General features: G+C 37.9%; 12 protein-coding genes. All 12 read left to right on the forward strand.

The window, feature by feature from the left end; translation table 11 throughout:
• Window positions 1–20: 20 nt before the first annotated feature.
• The 12 genes from B096_RS0100715 (at window position 21) to B096_RS0100770 (ending at window position 13,226) form a co-directional block, all read left to right on the forward strand.
• Window positions 21–308 (forward strand): post-transcriptional regulator, encoded by a 288-nt coding sequence (locus B096_RS0100715; RefSeq protein ID WP_018578863.1) that lies wholly within the window; start codon window positions 21–23, stop codon window positions 306–308.
• Entirely contained in the window at window positions 305–2,017 is a 1,713-nt protein-coding gene (locus B096_RS0100720) for a hypothetical protein (RefSeq protein ID WP_018578864.1), read from the forward strand. The genes B096_RS0100715 and B096_RS0100720 overlap by 4 nt, the downstream gene beginning before the upstream one ends.
• Window positions 2,010–3,542, forward strand: coding sequence for a single-stranded-DNA-specific exonuclease RecJ (locus B096_RS0100725; RefSeq protein WP_018578865.1), 1,533 nt, complete (start codon window positions 2,010–2,012; stop codon window positions 3,540–3,542). The genes B096_RS0100720 and B096_RS0100725 overlap by 8 nt, the downstream gene beginning before the upstream one ends.
• 38 nt (window positions 3,543–3,580) lie before the next feature.
• Complete coding sequence (locus B096_RS0100730; RefSeq protein WP_018578866.1) at window positions 3,581–5,212, forward strand: Ig-like domain-containing protein; 1,632 nt, start codon at window positions 3,581–3,583, stop codon at window positions 5,210–5,212.
• Between the two features lie 30 nt (window positions 5,213–5,242).
• Complete coding sequence (locus tag B096_RS0100735) at window positions 5,243–5,755, forward strand: adenine phosphoribosyltransferase (protein WP_018578867.1); 513 nt, start codon at window positions 5,243–5,245, stop codon at window positions 5,753–5,755.
• Window positions 5,756–5,798: 43 nt separating this feature from the next.
• On the forward strand, window positions 5,799–7,997 hold the full coding sequence (locus B096_RS0100740; RefSeq protein ID WP_018578868.1) for a RelA/SpoT family protein: 2,199 nt from the start codon (window positions 5,799–5,801) through the stop codon (window positions 7,995–7,997).
• 250 nt (window positions 7,998–8,247) lie between these two features.
• Complete coding sequence (gene hisS / locus B096_RS0100745; protein WP_018578869.1) at window positions 8,248–9,528, forward strand: histidine--tRNA ligase; 1,281 nt, start codon at window positions 8,248–8,250, stop codon at window positions 9,526–9,528.
• The gene (aspS, locus tag B096_RS0100750) at window positions 9,528–11,279 is read left to right on the forward strand and encodes an aspartate--tRNA ligase (protein WP_018578870.1); all 1,752 of its coding nucleotides are present in this window, start codon (window positions 9,528–9,530) and stop codon (window positions 11,277–11,279) included. The genes hisS and aspS overlap by 1 nt, the downstream gene beginning before the upstream one ends.
• Window positions 11,280–11,629: 350 nt before the next feature.
• Window positions 11,630–12,184, forward strand: a complete 555-nt coding sequence (infC, locus tag B096_RS0100755) for a translation initiation factor IF-3 (RefSeq protein WP_018578871.1) — start codon at window positions 11,630–11,632, stop codon at window positions 12,182–12,184.
• 21 nt (window positions 12,185–12,205) lie between these two features.
• On the forward strand, window positions 12,206–12,400 hold the full coding sequence (gene rpmI, locus B096_RS0100760; RefSeq protein ID WP_018578872.1) for a 50S ribosomal protein L35: 195 nt from the start codon (window positions 12,206–12,208) through the stop codon (window positions 12,398–12,400).
• 16 nt (window positions 12,401–12,416) lie between these two features.
• Window positions 12,417–12,776, forward strand: coding sequence for a 50S ribosomal protein L20 (gene rplT, locus B096_RS0100765; protein ID WP_003773184.1), 360 nt, complete (start codon window positions 12,417–12,419; stop codon window positions 12,774–12,776).
• A 6-nt stretch (window positions 12,777–12,782) separates the two neighbouring features.
• On the forward strand, window positions 12,783–13,226 hold the full coding sequence (locus tag B096_RS0100770) for a MarR family winged helix-turn-helix transcriptional regulator (RefSeq protein WP_018578873.1): 444 nt from the start codon (window positions 12,783–12,785) through the stop codon (window positions 13,224–13,226).
• The last annotated feature ends 211 nt before the right edge of the window (window positions 13,227–13,437 follow it).

A 13,437-nucleotide genomic window follows, 5' to 3' on the forward strand; every position in this document is an offset into this window, starting at 1 on the left:
TGATGAGACGAGGTGAATGTATGAAAGATGATAATACACAACAATTTAAATTGTTACTAACATTAAGACTTCGTCAAATACATAATAATGGATTAGAAGGCGTTTCATATGATGATTTGTACCGCATGTTTACAACCTATGTATGGCGTCATAAAGAGCCAACACGGTTAAGTGAATTGGCCGATGATATTTTTAAAACAACGGATGAAGACGTTGTAAGATGGCTCGCAACAGAGTCGAAAATTAATGGCTTGAAATCATCTCTTGAAGACTATACAAATTTATTTGAGGATGAGGAGATTCAATGAAAACAAAAGCTGAGTTAAGGGTTTCGTTTATCGTCATCATTGTTTCGGTTCTGGTGGGTTTTTTAACCATTACAACCGTTGGTAGATTAAATACGGGATTGGGATTTGGTCATGATGTCCGTCTTATTGTTGAGACGAAAGATCGGACTGGGTTGAATAATTTTCTTTCAAACCAAACACGTAATAATCGGGAATGGCGTAAACGAGTGATTGATACCAATCACTATGCGTTATCTTTTTCGGGTGTTGAAAATATTTCTGACTTAGTCAATAGTATTGAAGCTCATGTTTCGGACTTAGTTGTTTGGAATACGGGTACATTTGGTTCCGTGACAAAGTTAATTAGTACCCAAAGTTTTATCAGCTTATATTTGATTTTATTTATGGCTTTAACCGCAGGCTATTTTTGTTTTAGGTTTAGGTTTTTTGGCTGGATTGCAGGGATGGAGATTGTCATTAGCGTGATGTTATCGCTGCTTCTTGTTTCTCTGTTTGGTTATCCATTTACAAAATCACTTTGGTATTCGGTTTTAATATCATTTATGATGCTTGTATACCAAAAACAAATGTATCTCTTGGATTCTGAAGGGCTGACATTGCATGAAGTCGTGTCGTCACGTCAGGATATCCGTAAGCGTCACATACGTGTGTCGCTCCTCCATTCGGCATTTTATCTCATTTTTGGATTTGTAGCGGTGGTCTTAAATCGTTACGGTCTTATACGAACCGGATGGTATATGATCTTTTTAGGCTATATTGTCCTAATCCAGTTTCTTTTGTTTAATTTTGTATTTGAACGATTTTTACTTAAAATTCCTGAATCGTCAAACTTTGTGCATTTTCAAAACATCAATGTCTTAAAAATGACGCAGCCAACACATTCGTTGTTTAAAAATACCGTTTCTGTGATGTTAGCAATTTTGTTGCTGAGCACGTTGTTTGCAATCCCAAAAGGCATTGACTTACATAAGGGGTGGGATTTTGCCAATCAAAATGTTCTTATTATGAACGATGCACGTTCTACGGCGTATCTTGAATTGCAAGCTACCTTATATGAAGTTGGGATTTTTGATAATCAATTGAGTTATGAGGTAACTGAGCAAGGTGATACATGGATTCACTTTGATGAAAATGTAACATCGAAACAACTCGGTGCTGCGGCCCGTGGTGTTAAAACAAAGTTTGATGTTAAAGGGACTTATTATGATACCCATGAGAATTTATTCCCGCTTGAAGATGTTAATTTTTATTTGACGTTGGGCGTATTTATTCTGGCATCATGGATTATGGTAAGTTGTATTTTTGGCTTTAAGCGGAGTGTGCTCATACCGATTCTGAGTGTGCTCTCGGCAGCGCTATTTGTTTTCTTAACAATGATTTATCATATAAAATGGAGTCGAGAGACGGTTTATATCGTCTGGACTATTCCAATGATTATCGGTTGTTATTACAGTTCGCAGTATTCACTAAATCGATTCTTTGATTTAGATCTGTTCGAAGCTGAATTTATTGACTCGTTAGTCTTAAATGTGATTCTCTTTGCGATTATATCGACACCGATTTTAATTATTATTCCGGTGCCAATTACGGTTGAGATGATTGCGATTTTGATGATGATGATTTTCTCAATTTATTTAGCGTTAATTATTCTCTATTGTATTGCTTGGTTACTTAGAAGGTGGGTCCTAAAACGTGAACGATATGCTTAATTCTTTATCACCCCTTGTACAACAAACACTTGAATCCATGCATTTATCAGATTCTCAAATGCAAGAGTTATTCAATCCATCGGATCACATTGTCACAAATGATGCGATTGACTCAATCATTCAATTTTATAAAAATGCTACGAAACTTATTGTTTGTGGTGATTATGATTGTGATGGTGTTTCTTCAACAAGTATTGCGGTGTTGCTCGCAAAGAAATGTAATATTGAGGTAGGTTACTATATTCCCAATCGACTTAAAGAGGGGTATGGTGTTTCCAAAGAAACAATTACAATGGCTCATGAACGCGGTTATCGCGATGTCTTAATTATTGATAATGGTGTCAAGGCTCACGAAGAAATTGCCTATGCACAATCGTTGGGCATGAAAGTTGCAGTTGTGGATCATCATATTATTGATGAACCTATAAATACGGAGGCATTTTTGCATCCGGATGTATGCAGTCCATATGAAGCATCTATGTGTGCGAGCGGTTTGATTTTTTGTGTCGCGGAAACGATGGGGCTTGCTGATCAATACATGTTGTCACTTGCATGTACAGCAACCATTGCTGATGTGATGCCGTTATGGGGCAAGAACCGGGAATTGGTTCGCAATGGCTTAGTGGCGTTGAATCAAAATCAATTTTTACAATTTGATGCCTTGGTAAAACGTAACCGTTTCACCAATTATTCTGCCAAATTATTATCATTCCAAGCCATTCCTAAGATTAATACCGTTGGGCGCTTGGGCGATTTAGCGAACGTAAATACTTTGGTTCAATATTTTACGACCTCGGATGAAGCTGTCATCACATCATATGCGAAGCAACTATTTGAATTGAATCAATACCGTAAAGAACAGGGAAAAGCGCTAAAAGAAGTAGCGATGAACCATGTTAATGATGATCCAATTCAAATTATTGTGGATAAGCGATTCCACGAAGGACTCTTGGGAATTGTTGCGAATCAGGTTGCACAAGAAACCATGAAACCAACTTTGGTGCTTACGGAGTATGATAATGTTTTAAAAGGTAGTGCTCGCAGTATGACATTTTCATTGCAAGATATATTTACAAGTGTTGATCCGGACTATTTTGTTGCAATGGGAGGTCATGATTTCGCATACGGGATGACTTTAAATAAAGCAACATTTGAATCCTTTAAAAGCGACTTGAATCAAGTCGTACGTGATTTTGGTCCGTATGAAGGCCGTCGCGAGACGGTATTGGCTATTGATCCTTCCTTAATTACAAAGACGGCCCTTGATGAATTGCGTCAACTGGAACCGTTTGGTGAGGGTTTCAAAATGCCTCTGATTAGTTTACCAATTCCGCGTGACTTTCAATTATATAACCTGAATGGTTATGGTTATAAGTATGCTTTTAAAAATTTTCAATTGGATGAAGCGGTTTTTTTCTCGAAACAATTTCAAAAATATGAACTTCAAGCAGCACATCGTTTAATTGGAACCTTAGATTTAGACAGTCGCTCAAAAAATGCATTGTTCGTAGAAGATTTTGAATAACTTGTGATATGATATGACTATTGAATGGGAGGCGTCTTATGATTAAAACCTTATTAGCTTCAGTATTACTCATTAGTGGTGTTGGGCAAAATCCTCAATTAAATAAACAACCCATTACCCAAAAAATTCCTCCTACCGCACATCGTGTTGCTGCAACGCAAGATGAAATTGAACCGGTTAAGGATCCCATTAAAGTGAAACAAGGGAAGTATGAGTTATATGAAAACTCAAGCATGCAGATTGATTACACTTTAGAGGGTTTAAGTAAGCAAGCAACCGTTTCGTTTAAAAGTGAAAATCCAGACATTGTCAGTGTTTCGGAAACGGGTTTAATCTCTACGCATACAAAGGGATCATCCATTATTACAATTATTGCTGTGGATGGTCAAGAAGAGTACACAAAAGAATTAAGTGTCAAAGTCATTACCCTTGATGGGACGATTAATTTCAAAAATAATGATGTGTATATTAATCGCGGCTTTGAATATCAACTTGAATATACATTGAGCAATGACGCTATGAAAGAAAAAAGTATTATTTGGACATCTGAAAATACTGCGGTAGCTGATGTTGTGAATGGGAAAGTTACTGCGAAAGCGGCAGGAACTACAACAATTACTGCGCGGATTGGTGATATTACCGCTAGTGTAAAAGTCACTGTAACGATTCCTCTCCGGGAAATTGAGTTTAACCCATCTGCTTTGACCCTTGTCTTGGAAGATGAAGTGGATATTCCGGATTTAATATTTGTGCCCTATGATACTACCACATCACGCAATGCAACATACGTTTCTGAGGACAATGCTATTGTGACGGTTGAATCAGGTCGTTTAGTTGGTAAAAAAATTGGGAAAACGAAAGTGACGGCAACGGTAGGTGAACAGACGGCGGTACTCGAAGTGACGGTAAAGTCAAAACAGACGGATACCGGCGCTGATATCTTAAAACTTAAAGTAGATAAGGAAGAGGGAAACCGTCTGGTGCTTGTCACGGATAATATGAGTAAGGTTGAGAACCAACGTTATGCATTAACCCTTCCTGAAGAAATATTAAACGAATTTATTGCTAAGAATGATCAATCAGAAATTATTCTGGTTCTAGATGATGTCCTTCTAGAGAAAGACATGGAACATCTCGAATCGTTTATCATTCCCGAAGGGGTGATGAGCACACTAAAGGGTAAAGAATTGGCCGTGCACTTAGTTGATAAGCGTAATGTACCTCTTATAATTTATAATTTTAAGGGGGCGTACCCTCATGATGTTGATTTGCGATTTAAAATTACTCAAATAACGGAGCAGTCACCATTGTATGAGCAACTATCAGGCCGTGCTTTTGAATTGCAGTTTGCGAATCAGGCACAGTTTGGAGAAGGTACATCGGTTGAACTTTCGGCAAAACTCATTGATTCAACATTTTCTCAAATGCATTTTATTTACGAACGCACAAACAAAAATGATCTTGAGTTTACCAACCAAGAGGTAGCGGTTTCTAATGAGGACCGTCTGAAGTTTTCGGTAACAAACAGTGATTACGTGATTACTTTTAATAAACTTGCGAAAACGGATGATCATTTCATCATTATATCGCTTCTAATCATTGTATTGACCATCGTCGGTGGTAGCGGTTTTTTCTACTTCAATAAATACAAGAAAAAGAAAAAACTATGATATAATAAGTAATGTACTTTGGAGGATGTTATGGACTTAAAAAACTATATTGCAACAATTGATGATTTCCCGAAAGAGGGCATCAAGTTTCGAGATATTACCCCTTTAATGGCAAACGGCGATGCCTTTGCTGAAGCAACGCGTTTATTTGAAAGCTTTGCACGTAAAGTGGGTGCAGATGTGATTGTTGGACCTGAGTCACGAGGATTTATCTTCGGATGTCCAGTAGCCTATGCAATGAATATTGGATTTGTACCTGTTCGTAAACCGGGTAAATTACCACGTGAGACAGTAAGTTACAAATATGATTTAGAATATGGATCCAACGAACTCCATATCCATAAAGACGGTGTAAAACCAGGCCAGAAAGTTCTCATCATCGATGACTTGCTTGCAACAGGTGGTACCGTAGAAGCTTCTGTAGCACTTATTGAAGAATTGGGCGCAGAAGTTGTGGGATGTGGTTTCCTCATCGAACTTGAAGATTTACATGGCCGCGATAAACTTGAGGGCTATGAAGTCTTTACAATTATGCAATACTAAGAACGAAGATCCCTTCGTTCTTTTACAAATTTGGAGGTAGCCTATGAGACAATTTCAAGATATAAGTTTTGACATGATTCTCGAAGAAACGTCAAAATACATTACATCACCTGAAAATATTGAATTAATTACACATGCGTATAAATTTGCGGAAGAAAAACATTCAGGTCAATATCGTAAAAGTGGTGAACCGTATATTGTTCATATTTTGCATGTAGGTTATATTCTCTCGAATCTGGGTATGTCTCCAACAACAATTGCGGCAGGATTGTTGCATGATGTTATTGAGGATTGTGACGTAAGTAAAGAAGAACTTGCTGAAGAATTTAACGATGAAATTGCAACACTTGTGGAAAGTGTTACTAAAATCGGAAATATTGAATTTAAAGATGAGAAAGAATATCTTGCAGCAAATCACCGTAAAATTTTTATTGCGATGGCGAAAGATGTTCGCGTTATTTTTATTAAACTCGTGGACCGATTACACAATATGCGTACGCTCCAATACCACAAACCCGAAAAGCAGAAAAAAATTGCGGCTGAAACACTTGATGTCTATGCACCGATTGCCCACCGATTGGGACTTGGAGAAATTAAAAATGAATTGGAAGATCTAAGTTTTAGTTATCTTCATCGCGATAAGTATTATGAAATCGCGCGCCTCGTCGATGATCGTAAAGCGGAACGCGATGCGCAAGTGACTCGCATGATTGAAGATATTGCGGAATTGCTTCTTGAAAACAATATTCGTTTCAATATTTTTGGTCGTTCAAAACACCTCTACTCAATTTATAAAAAAATGACCACCAAACATAAGCGCTTTGATGAAATTTTGGACTTGTTAGCAATTCGTATTATTACGGAGTCCGAATTAAATTGCTATGAAATTCTTGGTCACATTCATGCAAATTATCGACCAATACCCGGTCGCCTCAAAGATTATATCGCAATGCCGAAAATGAATATGTATCAATCGCTCCATACTACTATTGTTGGAGAAGAGGGTGCCATTTTTGAAGTTCAAATTCGAACGAAACAAATGGATGAAATTGCCGAGCGCGGGGTTGCGGCGCATTGGCGTTATAAAGAAGGCAATACCAATCAAGAAGCGAATCAAAAGGAAATTGAAGATCGCCTTTCTTGGTTTAGAGACATTAATATCCTCACTGAGGGTGTGGATGAAAATGCTCAGGATTATATGAATGTACTGCAAAAAGATATCTTTGAAGCCAATGTTTATGTAATGACTCCTAAAGGGCGCGTCATTGGACTACCTAATGGGGCTACTCCGATTGATTTTGCCTATCGTGTTCATACGGAAGTAGGACATCAAACCGTAGGTGCGATTGTGAATGGTACATTGGTACCACTGAATACACCGCTTAAAACAGGGGATGTCGTGCAGATTAAAACATCTAAACAGTCTACTCCAAGTGAAGATTGGCTTAAGGTGGTACAGACAACACATGCTCGTAATAAAATTCGTAGTTTCCTTTTAAAACAACAGATGGATAATCGTAAAGAAGTTGTGGATAAAGGGGAGGCGATGTTTAAGGAAGAGTGCAAACGTCGAGGCATTGATGAAAAGGAATTAAAAGCATCAAAACGTTTTGAAGGTGTCTACAATCAGTTTTCAGTTAATTCTTTTGATGATTTGATGTATGCCATTGCTTCGAAGTCGTTATCCTTTGCAGCACTTTTTGAAAAGCTTGATCTCAATAAGAGCTTTAACGATGAAAACAGTAAAGTTGAAAAAGTGGTCGCACGAAGTGCAACGCAGCAAAGCAAATCCACAAGTAAATCGGGGGTCAGTGTTTCAGGTATTGATTCGATGATGATTGGCTTGAGTAACTGCTGTAATCCCGTTTATGGTGATGAAATTGTTGGATATGTAACTAAGGGGAATGGCGTTAAAGTTCACCGGAAAGATTGTCCAAACATCGCAAACGAAACAGCACGACTTATTGATGTTCAGTGGGAAGAAAATCATGAACAAGGTGAATATGAAGCGGTGCTTCAAATTTTATCAACGGACCGCAATTTTTTACTCACAGATATTATAACCATTGCATCGCAATTAAAAGTCAGACTGAATGCAGTAAACTCAGAAATAAATGAGGACCGAATTCACGCAACTACAACGATGAGAGCGGTTGTACGAGACGCGGAACATCTCAAAGCCTTGATTGCCAATCTTCGTAAGGTTGACAGTGTGATTCGTGTTGATCGTATTACTTTGTAATTGCAATAACGCAGGCATTGTGTTAAAGTAATATCATATTCGAAGATCATGATTAAATCTCGGTTTGATGGTAGAGAAATGCTGGTTGGTGAAAAGCATATCAAAAAAGAGATGGGACACATGGGAGATACAATTTTGAATCAGTAGGAATTGTCGTGACTCGCGTTAAGAGATTAAGTAAAAAACAAAGGTGGTACCACGCGTTTTGCGTCCTTGGTAGCACCTTTTTATATATATAGGAGGTAGAATTATGTCAGAGAATTATCGCGCTCCTCGTGGAACACAAGATGTGTACGGTGAGGAAGCCAAAAAATGGCAATATATTGAACGCATTGCACGCGAGATGTGTGATCGTTATCACATTACCGAAATGAGAACACCTGTTTTTGAACATACGAATGTGTTTGCACGTGGTAATGATGGAAGTGATGTTGTTAATAAAGAGATGTACACCTTTGAAGATCGAGGTCAACGCTCACTGACGCTAAAACCGGAGGGGACTGCGGGACTTGTACGAAGTTTTGTTGAACATAAGCTTTATGCCACAGGTGGTGCCTTGCAACGATATTTCTATATAGCACCAAACTTCCGTTATGAAAGACCGCAAGCAGGCCGTTTGCGAATTTTTCACCAATTTGGTGTTGAGTTTTTGGGTGAAGCCAGCCCTTACATTGATATTGAATCGATGCTTGTAGGAATTAACATTCTTAAAGAAGTGGGTATTACTCAGTTCAAGTTAGTGATTAATACCTTAGGCGACCAAGAATCACAAGACGCTTATAAAAAAGCATTACGCGATCATTTTGCAGAACATGTTGATACCATGTGCGGCGACTGTCAACGACGATACGAGCAAAATCCATTGCGCATGCTTGATTGTAAAGTGGATCAAGATCATCCTGCAATGAAAACAGCACCTGTGAATCATGATTATCTCAATGAATCATCACGCGACTATTTTGAAGCACTCAAACGGACGCTTGATGAACAAGGTATTGAATATGAAATCGATGCACGTTTAGTACGCGGGCTTGACTATTATCACCACACGGTTTATGAGTTGATTTCAACGGATCCCAAAGCTGCATCACAATCTACGATCTTTGCGGGGGGACGTTATAGTAAGTTGGTTGAATATTTTGGTGGACCTTCTGTTGATGCCATCGGCTTTGCAATGGGGCTTGAACGACTCTTGCTTTATGCTGATCTAGCAGGGGTTGAATTTGATACGGAAGATCGCATCGATGTCTTTGGAATGCCGCTTGGAAGTGAAGCGAATGCATCCGTATTTAAAATGATTGAGGCATTGCGCGAAGCAGGCTTTGACGCAGATATGGATTATTACAACAAATCTATGAAAGCACAGTTTAAACAAGTGGATCGCTATAACGCTAAAATCGCTATGATTTGCGGAAGCGATGAAGTTGAAGCCAAGGTTGTAACGTTAAAAAATATTGAAACACAAGAACAATGTCGTGTTGCACACGAGGATGTTGTTGAACAAGTTAAAAAATGGATTGGAGCGAAATAATGGAAAGAACACATCATAATGGAGATTTAAGAATTGAGAATGTTGGGGAACATGTAGAGCTAGTTGGTTGGGTTGCGAAACGTCGTAATTTTGGATCAATTAACTTTATTGACTTACGTGATCGAAGTGGATTGGTACAATTAGTTGTGAATCACGATGAATACCCCATTGTACAAGAATTAAAAAATGAATTTGTAATTGCTGTAAGTGGTACGGTTCGTGAGCGTCAAGATAAAAATCCAAAGATGCCTACAGGCGACATTGAGATTGAAGTCAGTGAAGTTAAGATTATTAATAAAGCTGCTCAAACACCTATGATTATTGCGGATGAAACGGATGCATTGGAAGAGACACGGTTAAAATATCGTTACCTTGATTTGCGACGTCCAGTTATGCAAAACAAACTCATTACTCGTGCACGTATTGTTACTGAAATGCGTCGTACGCTTGATGAGATGGGATTTATTGATGTTGAGACACCCATGCTTACCAAATCGACACCTGAAGGAGCACGCGAGTATTTAGTTCCATCACGCGTTCATGAAGGGGAGTTTTACGCACTTGCGCAATCACCACAAATCTTTAAACAATTACTTATGATTGGTGGGCTAGAACGCTATTATCAAGTCGCACGTTGTTTCCGTGACGAAGACCTTCGTGCGGACCGTCAATTAGACTTTACTCAAGTTGATATTGAAGCTTCCTTCTTAGATCAACAACAATTTATGACTTTAATTGAAGAAGTTGTAAACAACGTTATGGTGAATGTTTTAGATCTTGAAAAACCCCGTATTCCGCAGATTCGTTTTGAAGATGCACTAAATGTTTATGGTTCCGATAAACCAGATATGCGCTTTGAAATGTATTTACAAGATTTTAACCGAATCTTTATGCTTAGTGAGTTTAAAGTCTTCAGTGATACCATCAAAGAAGGCGGTGTATTAAAAGGATTAGTTCTAAAAGGACATGCAGATTCAATGTCACGTAAAGTCATGGATAAATACACCGAACTTGTTAAGAAGAACGGTCTCAAAGGACTTGTTGTCTTAAAAGTTGAAGCTGAAGGTTTCAGTGGTAGTGCTGCGAAATTCATTGATGAACAAGAACGCCAACAAATGATTCAAGAGTATGATTTAGAAGTTGGCGATGTGGTGTTTATCGGTAGTGGCGCATGGGAAAAAACCTGTACAGCCATTGGGGCACTACGCTTACAACTTGCGAAAGATTATAAGTTAATACCTGAAAATAAATTCGCATACTGTTGGGTTGTGGACTTCCCAATGTTTGAGATGGATGAAGATGTTATTATTGCGCGTCACCATCCCTTTACAGCTCCACGTGAAGAAGATGAAGCACTCTTGGATACAGAACCCCTTAAAGTCATTGCCCAAGCTTATGACCTTGTCTTGAATGGTTTTGAAATTGCCGGAGGATCAATGCGTATTTATCGTCAAGAATTGCAAGAACAAATGTTTGAGATTATTGGGTTTACACCGGAACAAATCAAAAAACGCTTTGGCTTCTTTGTTGATGCCTTTAAATACGGAACACCGCCACACGGTGGTATTGCTTTCGGTTTAGATCGCTTCGCAATGGCCTTAACACATTCTGATACAATTCGTGATGTCATCGCATTCCCTAAAAATGCATCCGCACGATGCCCATTAACGAATGCGCCATCTCCAGCAGTGGATAAGCAACTTGAAGAATTACATTTAGAAATTGTACATAAGAAAAAAGATTCTGAATAGTTTTTAAGCACCCTAGGGGGTGCTTTTTTCTTGGATTTATACAATTGTGTTAGGGCGATGACCTAAAAACACTTATATTCAGAATAAGTATAGGCATACTGTGAAAATAAATGTATAATAGGTGGGCTAATAATTCACGCTTTGTGGACTTTGTTTCCGGAGCTGTTATTGAGTATTTCATTGACATGTTGAGATGACCGTGATATACTTACCAAGCAATAAGAAAGCAGAAGCACACTTCTCACCTGATGATTCATTCATAGGTAATAAGCTTAGGTCTATATTAATTTATACCTTTGAGTGTGTTTCCTATAATGAGACACATTTTTTATTGTTTACACCACAAGGAGGTGAATTTTATTAGTAGAAGATATGGAAATGAAAAACCAAAAGGACCAGAGGATTTAATTAACGAAGCAATTCGATTTAAAGAAGTTCTTGTTATTGGACCTAAAGGTGAACAACTGGGAATCCTTACGCGTCGCGAAGCTTTAGAAAAAGCAAATGAGCACAATCTTGATTTGCTTTGTGTTGCGCCTAATGGAAATCCACCAGTATGTAAAATCGTGGATTACGGTCGCTATCGTTTTGAACAACAAAAGAAAGCGAAAGAAGCGAAGAAACATCAACATGTTACCCAAATTAAACCCCTTCGTTTATCACCAGTTATTGATCAACATGACTTTGATACAAAGTTACGTCATGCTCGTAAATGGTTAGAAGAAGGCATTAAAGTTAAAGTTGACATGAGATTTAGAGGACGTCTTATCACTCGTTTAGAGGTTGGACGAAAGACAATGGATAGCTTCATCGAGCAATGTGCGGACCTAGGGTCAGTTGAAAAACGTCCAAAACTCGAAGGAAATACAATGTCTGTAGTAATATCTCCAAATAAAAAGAAATAGTTTATAAGAGGAGGGCCAGTTATGCCTAAAATGAAAACAAAACGTACTTTAGCAAAACGTGTTAAACGTACAGGAACAGGAAAATTAAAAAGACAACATGCTTATGTTTCTCACTTTGCTAGACATAAGACAAATAAACAAAATCGCCAACTACGTAAAGCTACATTAGTTTCTAAGAGCGATTACAAACGCATCAAGCATTTGTTACAAGATTAAGGAAGGATGAATTAGTATGCCAAGATCAACAAATTCAGTAGCGTCACGTGCACGCCGTAAAAGAACATTAAAATTAGCGAAAGGTTACTATGGTTCAAAACATGTACTTTACCGTACAGCTAATGAACAAGTTATGCGTTCACAACGTTATGCTTACCGTGACCGTAAACAATTAAAACGTGAGATGCGTAAATTATGGATCACACGTATTAATGCTGCTGCTCGTCTAAATGACATGAGTTACAGCCAATTAATGCATGGTCTTCGTTTAGCAAATATCGAAATTAACCGTAAAATGTTATCAGAAATTGCTATCCACGATCCAAAAGGATTTACAACTTTAGTTGGTAAAGCTCAAAAAGCTTTAGAAAAATAATAAATCATGAGAGATGATGCTGGTAAAGTAATTAATGAATTATTGGTTGATATTTTTAATCAAATATTAATATTAGAAGAACGATATCATCGAGTTCATGGTGTTCGATTATCTATGACGGAAATTCATGCACTTGAAAGCATTCAAAAAAGTAAATCTAAAATGATGCGTGATGTTGCGGAGTCGTTGCGAATTACGCAGGGGACACTCACAACCACCATCAATAGATTAAGTCAAAAAGGTTATGTTCTTCGTGAACAAGATGAGTCTGACCGCCGTATTTACCGCCTTCGTCTAACGGAGAAGGGTGAGTCCGTGATGGAAATACACAATCAATTTCATGAAGCCATGGCTGATCGACTGTTACTGCATCTACAAGATAAAGAAGAATTAATTGACTCGATTGCAGAGATTAATGAATTCTTCAAAGAACTATATGAAATTAACTAGATCCTGAAAGGGGTCTTTTTTTTGTTTCATTTGCACAATATTTCGCAATTTTCACAATGTTCACCGTTAGTTCACGTTAAAACAGAGATATAAGATATCGCTTTCATAAATACATCGTATCTTTACATCTGTTTTCAGTAAATGCATGTAAAATAGATGTAAAGAAAATGAAAGGGGTGATGTGATTTAATAGTCTACTTAAGGAGAGGAG

The organism is Erysipelothrix tonsillarum DSM 14972 (genome assembly GCF_000373785.1).
Taxonomy (GTDB): domain Bacteria; phylum Bacillota_I; class Bacilli_A; order Erysipelotrichales; family Erysipelotrichaceae; genus Erysipelothrix; species Erysipelothrix tonsillarum.